14 protein-coding genes and 2 tRNA genes are annotated in these 16079 nt (G+C 46.0%); 2 read left to right on the top strand and 14 right to left on the bottom strand.

All coding sequences use genetic code 11. The annotated features are described in order from the left end of the window. Positions 1–9: 9 nt before the first annotated feature. A complete protein-coding gene (locus DWB79_RS06605; RefSeq protein WP_016523255.1) occupies positions 10–840 on the top strand; it encodes a substrate-binding periplasmic protein in 831 nt (276 codons plus the stop codon). 27 nt (positions 841–867) lie between these two features. Here the strand turns inward: DWB79_RS06605 and DWB79_RS06600 are convergent, their stop codons facing one another. After that, positions 868–2259 carry an MFS transporter gene (locus DWB79_RS06600; RefSeq protein WP_016523254.1) on the bottom strand — a complete coding sequence of 464 codons (1392 nt, stop codon included), beginning with the start codon at positions 2257–2259 and terminating at the stop codon, positions 868–870. 130 nt (positions 2260–2389) lie between these two features. On the opposite strand from DWB79_RS06600, the gene DWB79_RS06595 reads away from it, so the two are divergent. Further along, on the top strand, positions 2390–3076 hold the full coding sequence (locus DWB79_RS06595) for a class II aldolase/adducin family protein (protein ID WP_016523253.1): 687 nt from the start codon (positions 2390–2392) through the stop codon (positions 3074–3076). Between the two features lie 84 nt (positions 3077–3160). Here the strand turns inward: DWB79_RS06595 and rpsG are convergent, their stop codons facing one another. The 13 genes from rpsG to DWB79_RS06530 form a co-directional block, all read right to left on the bottom strand. Then, positions 3161–3631, bottom strand: a complete 471-nt coding sequence (rpsG, locus tag DWB79_RS06590) for a 30S ribosomal protein S7 (protein WP_016523252.1) — start codon at positions 3629–3631, stop codon at positions 3161–3163. 12 nt (positions 3632–3643) lie between these two features. Further along, a complete protein-coding gene (gene rpsL / locus DWB79_RS06585) occupies positions 3644–4018 on the bottom strand; it encodes a 30S ribosomal protein S12 (RefSeq protein ID WP_016523251.1) in 375 nt (124 codons plus the stop codon). Between the two features lie 87 nt (positions 4019–4105). Continuing rightward, on the bottom strand, positions 4106–8440 hold the full coding sequence (rpoC, locus tag DWB79_RS06580) for a DNA-directed RNA polymerase subunit beta' (protein WP_016523250.1): 4335 nt from the start codon (positions 8438–8440) through the stop codon (positions 4106–4108). An 18-nt stretch (positions 8441–8458) separates the two neighbouring features. Further along, positions 8459–11956 (bottom strand): DNA-directed RNA polymerase subunit beta, encoded by a 3498-nt coding sequence (gene rpoB, locus DWB79_RS06575; protein WP_016523249.1) that lies wholly within the window; start codon positions 11954–11956, stop codon positions 8459–8461. 276 nt (positions 11957–12232) lie between these two features. After that, the gene (rplL, locus tag DWB79_RS06570) at positions 12233–12622 is read right to left on the bottom strand and encodes a 50S ribosomal protein L7/L12 (RefSeq protein ID WP_016523248.1); all 390 of its coding nucleotides are present in this window, start codon (positions 12620–12622) and stop codon (positions 12233–12235) included. A gap of 140 nt (positions 12623–12762) precedes the next feature. Continuing rightward, entirely contained in the window at positions 12763–13296 is a 534-nt protein-coding gene (rplJ, locus tag DWB79_RS06565; protein WP_016523247.1) for a 50S ribosomal protein L10, read from the bottom strand. A 1-nt stretch (position 13297) separates the two neighbouring features. Next, entirely contained in the window at positions 13298–13978 is a 681-nt protein-coding gene (gene rplA / locus DWB79_RS06560; RefSeq protein WP_016523246.1) for a 50S ribosomal protein L1, read from the bottom strand. Continuing rightward, entirely contained in the window at positions 13978–14409 is a 432-nt protein-coding gene (gene rplK / locus DWB79_RS06555; protein ID WP_016523245.1) for a 50S ribosomal protein L11, read from the bottom strand. Before rplK ends, rplA begins: the two co-directional genes overlap by 1 nt. A 100-nt stretch (positions 14410–14509) precedes the next feature. Beyond that, positions 14510–15064 (bottom strand): transcription termination/antitermination protein NusG, encoded by a 555-nt coding sequence (gene nusG, locus DWB79_RS06550; protein WP_016523244.1) that lies wholly within the window; start codon positions 15062–15064, stop codon positions 14510–14512. Positions 15065–15073: 9 nt separating this feature from the next. Continuing rightward, the gene (secE, locus tag DWB79_RS06545; RefSeq protein ID WP_016523243.1) at positions 15074–15253 is read right to left on the bottom strand and encodes a preprotein translocase subunit SecE; all 180 of its coding nucleotides are present in this window, start codon (positions 15251–15253) and stop codon (positions 15074–15076) included. A 21-nt stretch (positions 15254–15274) separates the two neighbouring features. Continuing rightward, positions 15275–15347: transfer RNA gene (locus DWB79_RS06540), tRNA-Trp, on the bottom strand. Between the two features lie 46 nt (positions 15348–15393). Beyond that, positions 15394–15564 carry a 50S ribosomal protein L33 gene (gene rpmG, locus DWB79_RS06535; protein ID WP_016523242.1) on the bottom strand — a complete coding sequence of 57 codons (171 nt, stop codon included), beginning with the start codon at positions 15562–15564 and terminating at the stop codon, positions 15394–15396. Between the two features lie 25 nt (positions 15565–15589). Continuing rightward, positions 15590–15662: transfer RNA gene (locus DWB79_RS06530), tRNA-Thr, on the bottom strand. Between the last annotated feature and the right edge of the window lie 417 nt (positions 15663–16079).

The following is a 16079-nucleotide window of genomic DNA, read 5'->3' as shown; positions in this document are numbered from 1 at the left end:
GAGGTAAAAATGAAGATAAAAAGTTTTTTTGGCATTTTTTTGCTATTTACAATCCTATCCTGTACCGGCCACCAGACGGATAAAGCAGGAATAAACGATCCCTCATTGGCGAGAATTATTGTCAAAAATGAGCTTGTGGTCGGCGTTGATCCGTCAATTCCGCCGCTCAGTTTTTACTCCAGTACAGGAGCAATTGCCGGATATGAATCGGATGTAGCTCAAGTTATTGCCGATAAGCTCGGCGTAAAACTGCGGCTTGTACCTATTACGAGCATCGCAGACAGAATCCTAGAGCTCGAAAACAGGGGAATTGACTATATCGCAAGCGGTTTTATCAATAATGAGACAAATGCTGAACGCTTTTTATTAAGTACACCGTATTTACGAGATTCGCTGGTAGTTGTCGTACTTCAAAGTATGGACGGTACCACGACGTTCAATCAATTTTCCGATTTACGGAATAAACGAATCGGCATACCATCCGATCAGGATATGTTTGAAGTTGTAATGAAATCTCCCCTCTATATTAATAATGGTCGTCGGCCATATCGTTATTCCCGACAGGAAAATATGCTGCTTGCATTGGATTACGACCAACTTGATGCGGTCGTTATGAACTTGTTGACATATTACAGTAAAATTACAATAGAAAAGAAACCATACAAGGTCATTGAAGATCCGCTCAACATCACCTCCTATAGCTACGCATTTAGGAAAGAAGACGGAGAGTTGGCGAAAACAATAAACGCTTTTCTTACCGATATGGCACGAGACGGAACCCTGCGGGCAATATCCACAAAATGGTTCGGCGCCGATGTTTCGATGGTTGGAAAATACTGATGTAAAACATCGGTAGTATAGGTCGATCTATTCAATAGCGGAAACCTCTAAAAAATCGACCGAATTTTTTAGAGAAGTCCGGTTATTTTTTTGTCGCATGATAAAAAGGTAGAATACAATACCGGCGATCGGGAATATATTGAACAACAAAAACAACGCCGGATACCCTAAATATTCGATAACATACCCGCCAACTATACTTCCTATTACGTAGGCAATACCGTTTGCTGCAGTAAAAAAAGTCATAGCGGTAACCGTTTTTCCGTAACTGTGCAAAACGCAGAGCAGTACTCCCAACGGATGGAATAAGCCAAAGCTCAGCGAATGCAAGAGCTGCCCTACAACCGTACCGCTGATTCCGGGAATAAAAATATAACAGCAATTCCGTATAATCACGCTCAGTAAACAAACAGCAAGGAGCCGCTCTTTGCCAAAACGCCGGATAAGTTTTCCGGAAATAATAAGCAACGGTATTTCCGCCATTGCTGACAACGCCCATAAACCGGCAGAAGCTTCCACTTTAATATATTCTTCAACATAGAGCGAAAAAAAACGCTGACAGGGAACCAAGCCTAAAAAGGCAAGAAAAATCAATAATAAGCATTCCCAAAATAACTGAGGAAATCCAGCGAACAAAGAGCGAACATCAACCAATCTTTCTCCTGCTGTTTTTGCTCGTTCATTCGGCTTTATAGAGTTGTCGGAGAACATCTCTACAGAACAGGATTCTTGCGATTTTACCGGTTCGCCTGAAAACGCCCCTATAGCGAGCGGTTCTTGTTCATCCTGTATCGATATATTTGATGTATCATCGGTTCCAGTGTGGAATTTTTCACCTGCCGAAATACCTGTTAATCCATATAAATCAGGTACCCACCGGAGCGTTACCACAAACACAAGTGCAACTACACTGACAGTCAAAATCATTGAAACAGGATTTTTCCCTGAAATAAAGGAATGCATCTGTAAAAACAGATTCATACCGACAAAACCGGCAGAGCCGAGCGCTCGTATTTTCCCATATTGAGCATCTTGCTGTCCGAGAGCCTTTGTCGTAAAACCGTCCAACACCGGCACCATTCCCTTAAAACCTACAGCAAAAATACCGAGACAAAGTGCCGTAACTAAAAATGAATGAAAGCGAAGGAGAGGCAGCAGTAATAGTGCAATATCAAACCCGAATATGCACATTACCAACCCGTAACGGCCGGTTTTATCAAGCTGCCGCGTAATAAAAAAAGGCGCACATACGCCTACTATTTCGATAATACCGAGCAGAATACCGATTTGGGCGGTTGAAAAGTCGAGTACTCTAAGCATAATCGGCAAATAGGTATTGATTATCGCATACAGTGAAAATAGCAAAAAGTACGGAACACCTCTGCGCACTATCAGCGGTTGCTCTATCAATTTTCCCATACGATTTATACTCCTTACGACCGGATTGTGAACATACCATCCGCACGAATAATACAAATATGCATAGGTTTTGTCAAAATAATAAGCGGGCGAAATTGACAGAAAGAAATTCCGTAGTATACTAAACGCTATGAATATTTTAGAGATGAAAGATCAAATGTGTGACATTTGCCATAAAATGTGGCAGCTCGGCTGGGTTGCTTCAAATGACGGAAATGTATCAGCTCGGTTAGAAGACGGAATTTTTTTGGTAACGCCGACAGGTATCAGCAAAAGCCTCATCACTCCTGAAAAACTGCTCATCATTACGAAGGACTGTGAAATTATCGAAGGCACCCCCGGTTATAAACCTTCGTCGGAGATTAAGATGCATTTACGCTGCTATCAAGACCGCGATGATGTCGGCGCCGTGGTGCATGCACATCCGCCTGCCGCGACCGCCTTTGCAGTCGCTCACCTGCCGATGGATCGCTATACTACGATTGAATCGGTTATTACGATCGGCGCCGTACCGCTTACCCCCTACGGAACGCCGTCAACCGACGAAATCCCCGAAGCGATTGCCCCCTATTTGCCCGAACACGATGTACTTTTACTTGAAAATCACGGCGCACTTGCCCTCGGTCGCGATATTCTAACTGCGTATTACCGCATGGAAACCTTGGAACTTTCGGCAAAGATCAGTATCTACGCTCATATCCTCGGCGGAGAAAAAGAAATCTCCCGCGAAAACATCGACCGGTTATGCCGTATGCGCGCCGACTATAAAGTATGGGGCAAACATCCCGGATATAAGCATTACCGAAAAGATGAATAAAAAAAAAGCCTTGAAACAGTATGTTTCAAGGCTTTTCATGCTACACTGTCTCACCGATAACAATCGATACCGGCAGTTGTAAAACTACCAGCGGTAGTGAGCAAAGGCTTTGTTCGCTTCCGCCATACGGTGGGTATCTTCCTTCTTTTTGAAAGCAGTACCGGTATTGTTGTATGCGTCGATAACCTCGGCAGCCAAACGTTCAGACATTGCATGACCGTTCCGGTTGCGAGCAGCACCGATAATCCAACGCATTCCGAGCGCCTCGCGGCGTGATTCGCGGATTTCGATCGGTACCTGATAGGTAGCGCCTCCGACGCGGCGTGATTTTACCTCAACAAGCGGCTTAACATTTTCAAGCGCCTTAGTAAATACGGTAAGCGGATCTTCGCCGGTCTTTGATTTAATCACATCAAAACTGTCGTAAAGAATAGCAGTCGTAACGGATTTTTTTCCGTCGAGCATCATACGAGCAATAAACTTTGAAAGCACAACGCTGTTGTAACGAGCATCAGGGGCAATCGGTCTATTGATAGTCTTCTTTTTCCGTCCCATAATAAACCTCCCTTACGCCTTAGGCTTCTTAGCGCCGTACTTTGAACGAGCGCGCTTACGATCGGCAACGCCGAGCGTATCCTTTGTTCCACGGATGATGTGATACCGCACACCCGGTAAATCCTTAACACGACCGCCGCGAATTAAAACAACGGAGTGTTCCTGTAAGTTATGTCCAATACCCGGAATATAGGCAGTTACTTCGATACCGTTGCTCAAGCGCACACGGGCAACCTTCCGCAATGCGGAATTCGGTTTTTTAGGCGTAACCGTCATTACACGGGTGCATACACCGCGCTTCTGCGGGCATGACTGCAATGCAGGGCTCTTGGTTCGCGAGACGACCGCTTTTCGACCCTGCTTGATCAATTGATTAATTGTAGGCATTTGCCCTAACTCCTTATATCTCTCCGCCAGCACTACGGATTAAGTTCTAACAACGATTATCTATTCTAATGTAGTATACGCAGCCTGTCAATCCTCGAAATCACCTGTAGATTCGTCACGCGATGATTCATCATAAGAAGGTTCGGCAGATTCCGTATCCTCGTAGCCGAGCTCATCATCCGTATCAAAATCTTCTTCGTTCATCTCCGCTTCGGCTTCGGCAGCTTCCGCTTCTTCCAACTCGCGTCTGCGTCGCTCGAGGATTTCGTTGACCTGCTCGTCTAAGTCACTCATATTCTTATCGAAGAGCTTGACCGACCGATACTGCGGCATACCGGTACCGGCAGGAATAAGATGCCCGATAATAACGTTTTCTTTTAAGCCGCGCAGCTCATCGGTTTTACCTGCAATCGCAGCATTCGTTAAAACCTTTGTCGTCTCTTGGAACGAAGCTGCCGAAATGAACGAGTCGATATTCAACGCCGCCTTGGTAATACCTTGGAACATCGGACGTGCAATAGCAGGCTGACCACCTTCCGCAGTAACGCGCTTATTTTCCGCATGGAACTGATACTTATCAACCTGCTGACCGTAGATAAAGCGGGTATCGCCGACAGAGACCACCTCAATCTTGCGGAGCATCTGGCGAACGATAACACCGATATGTTTATCGTTGATGGAAACGCCCTGCATTCGGTAGACGTCACGAATCTCATTCATCAAATAATTCTGAAGTGCATTTTCACCCAAGATTGCAAGAATATCATGCGGATCAAGATTACCGTCGCACAGCCGTTCGCCCGCTTCAACCGTATCGCCGTCTCGAACAAGCAACCGTTTTGACATCGGAACCAAGTGCTTATAATCCTTGCCGTAATGGTCGCGTACAATAACAATCCGCTTACCTTTCAACAAGCCTTTAAACGAAACGGTACCGGCGACCTGAGCCAGTACTGCAGGCACTTTGGGACGGCGAGCTTCAAAGAGTTCTGAAACACGGGGAAGACCGCCGGTAATATCCTGCGTTCTCGCAGCGGCTTTTGCAAGTTTTGCGATAACCGTACCTGCTTTAATCTGTGTATCTTCTTCTACCATGAGCTGAGCGCCGTCCGGCAGGTAATAAAAGCCGAGCGCATTACCGGATTCATCCGAGATAAATACACGGGGCTGTAAGGTCATATCCGATTTCAATTCGGAAATATGGCGTTCCACAACGCCGGTTTCATCGTTTACATCTTCTTCAAGGGTTGAACCGGGGATAATATCCTCAAATCGGACAAATCCGTCTTGCTCCGCAAGAATCGGTTCATTATATGGATCAAATGTTGCAATAATCGAGGAAGCCGGTACATAATCGCCTTTTTTGACAACAACGGTAGAACCGTTTCTGATTTCGGTTTTTTGTTCAGGCGCCGTCAAATACAACGTCGAACCGTTCAAATAGGCAAAAGCGTTCAGCGGGCTTTTTACAACCGTGCCGTCCGCAGCGGTATACAACACATCATCACGCAAGATGCGGACACCCGTTTCTACTGCCACGGAATCTCCTGCGGCCAGTTTGTACTCTTGAAGCACTTTTTCAAACACCAGCGTACCGCGACGGGTAAACAGCAGATTACCATCATCAAGCGGAATGGAAGTTCCCAAAATATCTTTGATGATGACGGGATATTTAAAGGTGATATGATTCTCTTCGGTCGTACTGCTTGCCGTACCTCCGACGTGGAAGGTACGCATCGTCAACTGAGTACCCGGCTGACCGATGGACTGCGCCGCAATAATACCGACCGCTTCGCCGATTTCGACAATCTTATTGCGGGCAAGGTTGCGGCCGTAGCACTTGACACAAACACCGTGTTTGGACTCGCAGGTTAATACCGTGCGGAGTTTAACAGTCTGTACGCCCGCTTCTTCAATCTTCGCGGCAATCTCATCGGTGATGTATTCGTTTACGTCGATTAAAAGTTCATGCGAAATCGGGTGTTCTACCCGCTCGAGCGTATACTTACCGACAATCCGTTCGCTCAAAGATTCGATAACCTCGTCTCCGGATTTTACCGCCGAGTATTCGATACCATTGATAGTACCGCAGTCTTCTTCATTGACAACAACATCCTGCGCAATATCGACAAGACGGCGCGTCAGATAACCGGCGTCTGCAGTCTTCAATGCAGTATCGGCAAGACCCTTACGGGCGCCGTTCGTAGAAATAAAGAATTCGATAACGTTCAAGCCTTCTTTGAAGTTTGAACGGATAGGCAACTCGATAATGTCGCCGCTCGGCTTAGCCATAAGGCCTCGCATACCGGCAAGCTGACGAATCTGGTTGCGGCTTCCGCGCGCGCCGGAGGTAGCCATCATATAAATCGTATTAAAGCCGTCTTGATCTTTCGCGAGCGTATCCATCATTATCGAGGTCAACTCTTCGTTTGTCTTTGACCACACCTCAACGACCCTGTTATATCGCTCTTCCTGCGTAATATGACCGCCGCGATACTGACTATATATAGAAAGAACTTCGCTGTTTGCTTTTTCGAGCATGGCTGATTTTTCCTCTGGGATAATAATATCGTCCATACTCAGCGTTGCGCCAAAGAAAGTCGCATAGTAATAACCAACGGATTTAAGCTTATCCAACATCTGAACAGTAACCCATGTTCCCTTCGTGCGGTACACAGTTTCGATCAACTTGCGGATTTGCTTATCATCCAGAGCGGTATTGACAAACGGAACACCTTCGGGCATCTCTTCGTTGAAAGCGAGGCGCCCGGGCGTAGTTTCAACTTCTTCACCGCGGTAGTTTATCTTAATAAGCTCCTGCCAACCGACGGAGCCAGCCTCTGCGGCCATCATCACCTCGGAAACCGAAGAATACCGGCGGACATGCTGTCCTTCTTTTAAAGTCCGCTGCTTGGTTAAATAGTACAAACCGAGAACCATATCCTGCGACGGATATACGATTGTCTTCCCGTTTGCAGGGTCGAGTAAGTTTCTACTCGATAGCATGAGTGTCCAACATTCCATCTGCGCTGCTTGTGTAAGCGGCACGTGGATAGCCATCTGGTCGCCGTCAAAGTCCGCATTGAACGGTTTACAAACAAGCGGGTGCAGTTTGATAGCCTTACCTTCGACAAGAACCGGCTCAAAAGCTTGAATACCGAGACGGTGTAATGTCGGCGCACGGTTCAGCATAACGGGATGTTCGCTGATAACCTCGTCGAGAACGGCAAAAACCGGAGCATCCTCCTGCTCAACCATAATTTTTGCTTTCTTGATATTGGAAACAATCTCTTTTTGAACAAGCTTTTTCATAATAAACGGCTTGAAAAGCTCCAATGCCATCTTAGTCGGCAGGCCGCACTGCCACAGCTTTAACTCAGGGCCAACAACGATAACCGAACGTCCCGAATAGTCAACGCGCTTACCAAGCAGGTTCTGACGGAAGCGTCCTTGCTTGCCTTTGAGCATATCGGAGATGGATTTAAGCGGACGGTTTGAAGAACCCTTAATAACGCGCTTCCGCTTCGAATTGTCGAACAAGGCGTCTACCGCCTCTTGCAGCATCCGCTTTTCGTTGCGGATAATGATATCGGGCGCTTTAAGGCTCATCAAACGGGTCAAACGGCTATTCCGGTGAATAACACGGCGATACAAATCGTTTAAATCCGAGGTTGCAAAGCGTCCGCCATCCAACTGCACCATCGGGCGCAAATCGGGCGGAATAACCGGAATAACATCAAGGATCATCCATTCGGGTTTATTGTTTGACGTTCTAAAATGTTCGACAATTTCGATACGCTTTAAGAGCCGTTTATCGCTTTTTGCGCCCTTCTCGATCATCTTCGTTCTGAGCTGGGCTGCAAGCTCATCCAGATTTAAGTTGCTCAATAAGGTTTTAACGGCTTCCGCGCCCATATTTGCGGTAAAGGCGCCGCCGTACCGTTCCTGAGCGTCGCGGTATTCATCCTCGCTTAACAGCTGATTCTTCTTTAAATCAGTTCCACCCGGCTCAATAACAATGTATTTTTCATAGTACAGTACCGAACGAAGCGCCGCAACCGGCAAGTCCAACAACAGCCCCATCCGGCTCGGTACTGATCGATAGTACCAGATATGAGAAACAGGTGCAGCCAATTCGATATGCCCCATACGCTCGCGGCGTACTTTAAAGTGCGTAACCTCGACACCGCAACGGTCGCAGATAACCCCCTTGTAGCGGATCGATTTAAACTTACCACAATAGCATTCCCACTCTTTTGTAGTTCCGAAAATACGCTCGCAGAAAAGTCCGTCCCGCTCAGGACGTAGGGTACGATAGTTAATCGTTTCGGGTTTCTTTACTTCGCCATAAGACCACGCGCGGATCACTTCGGGCGAAGCTAATTTAATCATAATATTGTCGAAATCTTGTATATCTCTCATAGCCCATCCTTATCTCAATTAAAACTTGGAGCTGTTTTCGGTAATCAATTCTTCATCACGTTCGGTCAGCGGGATTTGCTTTCCTTTTTCATCGTAAATTGTGAAGTCCAAAGCCAAACCGCGCAATTCCTGTACCAATACGTTAAACGATTCAGGAATTCCGGCGGCGGTTGCGGCCTGTCCTTTTACGATAGATTCGTATATCTTTGAGCGTCCATGCATATCGTCAGACTTAATGGTTAAAAGCTCCTGCAGCGTATTGGCCGCGCCATAGGCTTCGAGCGCCCATACTTCCATTTCTCCCAAACGCTGACCGCCGAATTGAGCCTTACCGCCGAGCGGTTGTTGAGTTACCAGCGAGTACGGGCCGGTTGAACGGGCGTGCATCTTATCGTCAACAAGGTGCGCAAGTTTCATAAAGTAGATGACCCCGACAAATACGTCGTTTTGGAAAGGCATTCCGGTTCTTCCGTCGCGCAGCTTTACCTTTGAGTTGGCAGGAATACCTGCTTCAACCAGTTTCTTTTCAATCTGCTCATTGGTCGGGGACTGGAATACGGGTGCTTCGTACCATTCATTAAGGCGCAACCCCGCAAGTCCGAGTTCCGACTCCAAAATCTGACCGATATTCATACGAGAAGGAACACCGAGCGGATTCAAGCAGATATCGAGCGGTGTACCGTCTTCCATATACGGCATATCTTCTTCCGGCAAAATACGGGCAACGATACCCTTGTTTCCATGGCGGCCTGCCATCTTATCACCCTCGCGCAACTTACGTTTTGTCGCAATGAGTACCTTGATAAACTCGTCAACGCCCGGATTAAGATCATCACCCTGAGAACGCTTCAAGCGCTGTACGTCGATAACCGTACCTTCAACGCCGTGCGGTACGCGCAGTGAGGAATCGCGGACATCTTTTGCTTTCTCACCGAATATCGAGTTGAGCAGCTTAAATTCAGGTGTTGTCTCCGACTCGTTTTTAGGCGTAATCTTTCCGATTAATATATCGCCGGAGCGGACTTGCGCACCGATACGAATAATACCTTCCGCATCAAGGTTATCGAGGCTTTTTTCCGACTTATTTGGAATATCGCTGGTAATCCGCTCTGCACCGAGCTTGGTTTCACGGACTTCCGTCGTAAATTCTTTAATATGTACCGACGTGAACATATCTTCTTTCAGCACACGGCGGGAAATCAAAATAGCGTCTTCGTAGTTATACCCGTTCCACGGCACAAAACCGACCAGAATATTGCGGCCAAGTGCAAGCTCTCCCTGATAGGTTGCAGGACCGTCGGCAATGACATCACCGACCTCTACGTGCTGTCCGACAGCAACAATCGGTCGCTGATGATAACAGGTGTCTTGATTGGTGCGCTGATATTTCAGCAGCGTATAGTCGCGGATTTTCTCTTCTGTTCCTTCCGGTGCGTCCGATTCGATGGAAATCTTCTCGGAAGAAACAAACGTAACCGTACCGCTCCGCTTTGCTTTGATTAACACACCCGAATCATACGCGCACTTACCTTCCATACCGGTACCGACACGGGGCGGTTCGGGGAATACGAGCGGTACACCCTGCCGCTGCATGTTAGAACCCATGAGCGCACGGTTTGCGTCGTCGTGCTCAAGGAAGGGAATGAGCGAGGCAGACACGGAGATAATCTGTTTGGGCGACACGTCCATGTACTGCACTTCTTTTGAACTGCGCGTCGTGTAGTCACCTTGATGACGGCAGGCGATTTGTTCGGCAGTAATCGTCCCATCACTCTGCACTGCGGTGGACACCTGTGCAATGTAATATTTATCCTCGTCCATTGCCGAAAGGTATTCAACCTCACGAGTTGCAACACCGTTCACAACCTTGACATACGGCGCTTCCAAAAAGCCGTAGTCGTTGACATGCGCATAGCTTGCCATCGACACGATAAGACCGATATTCGGGCCTTCCGGTGTTTCAATCGGGCACATCCGTCCGTAATGGGTATAGTGAACATCGCGGACTTCAAAGCCGGCGCGGTCACGAGAAAGACCGCCGGGTCCCAACGCATTCAGACGGCGTTTATGGGTAAGCTCCGCGAGCGGATTAACCTGATCCATAAACTGTGAAAGCTGGCTTGCCCCGAAAAATTCTTTAATAGTGGCAACGATGGGTTTTATAGAAATAAGCTCTTGCGGCTTAATCGTTTCAATTTCTTTTGACCCCATCCGCTCGCGCGCAATCCGCTCCATACGGAGGAATGCTGTTTTGAGCGTATTGGTCATCAGCTCGCCAACGGAACGGACACGTCTGTTTCCAAGATGGTCAATATCATCTATCGAAGCATCCCCGATGTAAACCTGAATCAGGTACTTCATCGTGTTTACGATATCGTCGAGAATAAGCGTACATTCTTCAACGGGATGCTCGTAATCAAATTTTTTATTGAGTTTGTACCGTCCCACACGCCCGAGATCATATCGGCGAGGGGAGAAAAACATTGAAGTTAAATCTTTTTCGGCAGCTTCTACCGTCATCGGATCGCCGGGCTTTAAGGCTGCGTAAACAACCGACAAGGCCTCTTCTTTTGTAGGCTCCTGCCCCTTTGCAGCATCGGCAAAGCGGATTTCCTCCCGTTCAAAACAGTTGATAATAACAGGAGAATCAAGACTGCCCTCTTTTTTAAAATCGATAACGGTAATTTCAGCAATATGATTTTGCTGCAATTCATCGACAACGTGCGGATGTATCTTTTCACCGGCTTGATAGAGCGTGCGCTCTCCGGATTCATCAGCTACGGTTATCCGCTTGGCAAATACGCGGCCTACCAGTTTATCGTACTCTGTCGTTCCTTCGGCAACCGGTAACACTTCGGTTTTATAAAAAAAGTCGATAATTTGTTCGCGGGTTTCATATCCCAATGCCCGTAAAAACAAGGTTCCTAAGATACGCTTTTTTTTATCAAGCTTTGCATAAATTAAATCTTTTTTCTGGTCGATTTCAAATTCAAGCCAACTTCCGCGATAAGGAATAATACGGCTTGAGTAGACGCCTTTGTCGTGAGAAAAGATAACACCCGGAGAACGATGTATTTGAGATACGACAACACGCTCGGCACCGTTGATAATGAAAGTACCACGTTCGGTCATCAACGGAATGTCACCCATATAGATACTCTTACGGCGTATTTCACCGGTTTGATTAAACACCAAGTCTATCTGCGCCTTCAACGGGATGGCATAGGTCAACCCTTTCTGCTTGCATTCGTATTCGCTGAATTTAATGTCATTTTCATCGAGCGTATATGATTGGTACTCCAACGTCATATCACCGTTCGGGCTTTCAATTGGGAAGGTCGTCCGAAACACATCCTCCAAACCAACTTCCTCCGAAGTATTTCCGCTCTGGTGTGTTCCGCGACATAAAAATTTTTCATAAGATGCGAGCTGAATATCAATTAAATTAGGCAGCTCCATAAAATTTTGGATATTTTTTCCGATATATTGGCGATTAACCGTTTTCCGCACAGGCATCCCGTCTTCCCCCTTCTCTCGCCCGAACAGTTTCGCGTCTCTACTAAAACTTAAGATAAACACGCCATACTGCACAGCACATAATTCGTCTTACAATCGACCCATTTTTAAAACAGACTTTTTAAACAGCTTTTTATTTTTACTACCGTATTTTTCACCTGTTAAAACTACAAAAGCCTCCCCTGTTCACGAGGAAGCTTAACGTAGCGTTTGAGAAAAAATCATAGAATCAAACAATAGCCAACTGCATTACACAGTCGGCTCATATAAAAAGAATTAAGCAATCGTAATCTCTGCACCGGCAGCTGTCATTGCCTCTTTAATCTTCTCAGCTTCTTCTTTAGAAACATTCTCCTTCAATACTTTCGGAGCGCCTTCTACGAGCTCTTTTGCTTCTTTAAGACCAAGACCTGCAACAACGTTTCTAACCTCTTTGATTACGCCGATTTTCTTGCTGGGATCAGCCAAACCTTTAAGCGTTACGGTAAATTCCGTCTGCTCTTCAGCGGCTGCAGCACCGCCTGCAGCACCTCCGGCAACAACTGCAACGGGAGCTGCCGCTGTTACGCCGAATACTTCTTCCATCGTCTTAATCAATTCGGAAAGCTCGAGAATGGTCTTCTCTTTGATTGCCTCAATAATTTGTTCATTTGTTAATGCCGCCATATTATCTTCTCCTATAAATTAAAATTTTACAGCTCATACAAGCCGCAGTAACGGTAGACAGGAAGACAGCGCGTGAAGCCTGACTACCGCATTTGGAATTGGGAACTCTAAAAATCTAACAAAGTTTTAGAGCTACCCAATTATGCTTCAGTCGATGCAGGTGCAGCGTCGGAAGCGCCACCTTCTTTATCAACAATAGCTTGAAGAGTACGCACAAACTTCGCAGTCGTTGCATTGACCGTAGACATAAACATTGCAATAAGTTCTTTCTTGCCGGGCAATTTAGAGAATGCTTCGATTTTTGCAGCATCATAGAATTCCCCGTCAACTACTGCGCCTTTTACAACCAACGCAGGAGTTTCTTTTGCAAATTCAAACAACGTTTTTGCAGCAGCATTTGCATCTTCGCTCATCATCGCAACTGCAGTAGGACCGACTAAATAGTCTTTAACATCCAAATTCACGGAGTCAAAAGCGATGCGTGCAAAATTATTGCGTACGACTTTGTAGGTACAATTATTTTCGCGGAGCTTTGCGCGCAGCTGTGTAATCTGCTCGACAGACAACCCGCGGTATTCTGTAAAAATAAAAGACGAAGCAGCTTTTAACTCATTCGTAATATTTTCGATAGCAGCCGTTTTTGCAGGCTGCGGTTTATGTGCTCGCAGTGCCATCCTATTCTCCTACCTTATAATCTACCCAGACACCCGGCCCCATCGTAGAGCTGACAGAAACCGATTGGATAAAATCAGCCTTCGCATCGGCAGGCTTTTTTCGTCCAATTTCAGTCAAAAGGATCGTAATGTTTTCGGCTATTTTATCCGTATCCATCGAAACTTTACCGATTGCAAGATGAACAACGCCGGTTTTATCGGCACGGAATTCAACACGACCTTTTTTAAGCTCATTGATAGCAGCGCCAATATCAGCAGTAACCGTTCCTGTTTTGGGGTTAGGCATCAAACCTTTCCGACCAAGCACCATACCAAGCCGCCCGACATCTTTCATCATATCAGGGGTAGCAACAGCGATATCAAAATCAAGCCAACCACCCTTAATTTTTTCGATATAATCGGCAGCGCCGGCATACGTAGCTCCGGCATCCAAAGCTTCTTTTACGCGGTCTTCTTTACAGAACACCAATACACGTTTTTCGCCTCTGAATTGATGCGGTAACACAACGGTATCGCGAACACTCTGATTTTTACCCAGCTTCAGGCTAACATGAACCTCAACCGTTTCATCGAATTTCGCAAATTTCAACTCTTTCACCAATTCCACAGCTTTAGGAACAGAGAAAAGAGCAGCATTATCGTATTTTTTTAACGCATTGCGGTAATTTTTTCCGTGTTTCATTAGCGCTCTACCTCCACACCCATACTCCGTGCAGTTCCCGCAATAATCTTCTTTGCAGCTTCCAAATCATTTGCAGTAATATCAGGCATCTTCACCTTAGCAATTTCCTCAAGCTTTGCTTTTGACAAAGTTGCAACCTTCTGGGTTATCGAATTTGCAGAACCCTTCTGGATATTACACGCCTTTCTGATTAAAACCGCAGCAGGCGGAGTTTTCAAGATAAAAGTAAAGCTTTTATCCGAATAGACCGTAATAACAACAGGAACAACCAAGCCCGGCTCCATCGATTTTGTGCGGTCGTTAAATTGCTGCACAAACTGAGGTGCGCTTACACCATGCGGCCCAAGCGCAGGACCTACAGGCGGAGCAGGCGTTGCCTTTCCGGCAGGACACTGCAATTTAATAACCGCAGCAACCTTTTTCTTTGCCATAACTATCTCCTTCTGGTACTAACGGGAAAACATTCCCTCCCATAAAATAAAAAACCAAAAAAGGCACATCGGCAGCTCTAAAAGCCGATATTTCATTTTTTTAGATTAACTCAACTTGAAGCATATCAACTTCAACGGGGGTAGTTCTACCGAATATAGCAACCATCACCCGCAGTTTATTGCGGTCTGCCATAACTTCTTCTACAGTGCCGGCAAAGGTATCAAAAGGCCCCTCTATAATTTTAACCTGTTGACCGGGAGTAAACATCTGTGCAGACCGAGCCCTTTCACCCTTAATCTCCCCTGACTTCTGCAAAACACTTTTCGCCTCATCAGCTGAAATAGCCTGAGGCCGAGCATCCCCAACAACGCCCAAAAATCCGGTAACGCCATGTATTCTTCTAATCGGAGTACATACCCCTTTCCAGTTTACAGCAGGCAAGTCCATTTCAATAAGAATATAACCGGGCAAAAACTTTCGACGGACAACCCGTTTTTTACCGTCTTTCACCTCAGTCAATTCTTCTTCAGGAATTTTGATTTCAGAGATAACCCCCGCAGGAATCTCACCGTTTTCCATTAACAGACGTATCGCGCGCTCTACCCTCTTCTCATAGCCTGAAAAGATATGCAGAATATACCATTCTTTCGCCATAACCGTCCCTTAAAAGAACCAGCCAAGGCACGCAACAAAGAAAGCATCAATAATACCAAGGAAAACAGCAACAAGAATGGTAGAAACAATAACAACCTTTACAGCAGAAACAACGTCATCACGAGTCGGCCAAACCACCTTACGCAGCTCAGCAACACATTCTTTTCCAAAAGTAATTATTTTTGTCATATCTACCCCTTATTTATGAAACAGGCCAGGAAGGACTCGAACCCTCAACATTCGGTTTTGGAGACCGACGCTCTACCATTAGAGCTACTGACCTCTATTCAAAAGTCGCAGGCCATTAGAATCGGTCGGACTTCAAATACTTATTTAACTTTTGTTTCTTTATGTACGGTATGCTTACGATCAAACGGACAGTATTTACTTAATTCAAGTTTACCTTGAATATTTTTCCGATTTTTTGCGGTTGTGTAGTTCTTCCGCTTACATTCAGTACATTGTAATGCGATAAGCTCAACAGATGTTTTCTTAGCCATCACAAACCTCCTATAAAAACAAAAAAGCTTCCGAGCGGAATCGAACCGCTGACCCCAACCTTACCATGGTTGTGCTCTGCCGACTGAGCTACAGAAGCATAAAGACGCTTGAGAATACCAGAAGAATAAGAAAGTGTCAAGGACTCAAGGAAAATTTTACAGGGTAAACGCATCAGGCCGTTTTTTAGTAACCTCGCAAATCATTGAGGCTGTTCAACCAGAACTGCCAAGGATGGGCGTGGGATAGGTCAGAAACAAGTTTTGGAACAAAACTTGTCCTCTACCGATGTATATGGACGTACATTCGGTAGAGAGGTGCACGGATGCACAACAGTGGAAGATGGTTCAAATGGTCTCACAGCCCCAATGATTCTGCGCTTTTATCTACCGGTATTCCTTAATACGCTTTTTGAGGCGTTTCTTCTTCTTTTGTGAAAAGTATATCCCTTTCGGCTTTAACAAAAAGCCCAGAAATGGAACACCACTTGCAGTTTTGCCGATAAAAAACTGAACTG

Origin of the sequence: Treponema medium (assembly GCF_017161265.1) — a bacterium.
Lineage (GTDB): Bacteria > Spirochaetota > Spirochaetia > Treponematales > Treponemataceae > Treponema > Treponema medium.
Note: the sequence above shows the minus strand (reverse complement) of the source record. Positions and strands in the feature narration are given on the sequence as shown.

Coding starts and splice junctions, on each gene's coding strand:
- DWB79_RS06600 (WP_016523254.1), bottom strand. CDS start 2,259: ATGGGAAAATTGATAGAGCAACCGCTGATAGTGCGCAGAGGTGTTCCG.
- rpsL (WP_016523251.1), bottom strand. CDS start 4,018: ATGCCTACAATTAATCAATTGATCAAGCAGGGTCGAAAAGCGGTCGTC.
- DWB79_RS06595 (WP_016523253.1), top strand. CDS start 2,390: ATGAATATTTTAGAGATGAAAGATCAAATGTGTGACATTTGCCATAAA.
- rplL (WP_016523248.1), bottom strand. CDS start 12,622: ATGGCGGCATTAACAAATGAACAAATTATTGAGGCAATCAAAGAGAAG.
- rplJ (WP_016523247.1), bottom strand. CDS start 13,296: ATGGCACTGCGAGCACATAAACCGCAGCCTGCAAAAACGGCTGCTATC.
- rplK (WP_016523245.1), bottom strand. CDS start 14,409: ATGGCAAAGAAAAAGGTTGCTGCGGTTATTAAATTGCAGTGTCCTGCC.
- rplA (WP_016523246.1), bottom strand. CDS start 13,978: ATGAAACACGGAAAAAATTACCGCAATGCGTTAAAAAAATACGATAAT.
- DWB79_RS06605 (WP_016523255.1), top strand. CDS start 10: ATGAAGATAAAAAGTTTTTTTGGCATTTTTTTGCTATTTACAATCCTA.
- rpoC (WP_016523250.1), bottom strand. CDS start 8,440: ATGAGAGATATACAAGATTTCGACAATATTATGATTAAATTAGCTTCG.
- nusG (WP_016523244.1), bottom strand. CDS start 15,064: ATGGCGAAAGAATGGTATATTCTGCATATCTTTTCAGGCTATGAGAAG.
- secE (WP_016523243.1), bottom strand. CDS start 15,253: ATGACAAAAATAATTACTTTTGGAAAAGAATGTGTTGCTGAGCTGCGT.
- rpsG (WP_016523252.1), bottom strand. CDS start 3,631: ATGGGACGGAAAAAGAAGACTATCAATAGACCGATTGCCCCTGATGCT.
- rpmG (WP_016523242.1), bottom strand. CDS start 15,564: ATGGCTAAGAAAACATCTGTTGAGCTTATCGCATTACAATGTACTGAA.
- rpoB (WP_016523249.1), bottom strand. CDS start 11,956: ATGCCTGTGCGGAAAACGGTTAATCGCCAATATATCGGAAAAAATATC.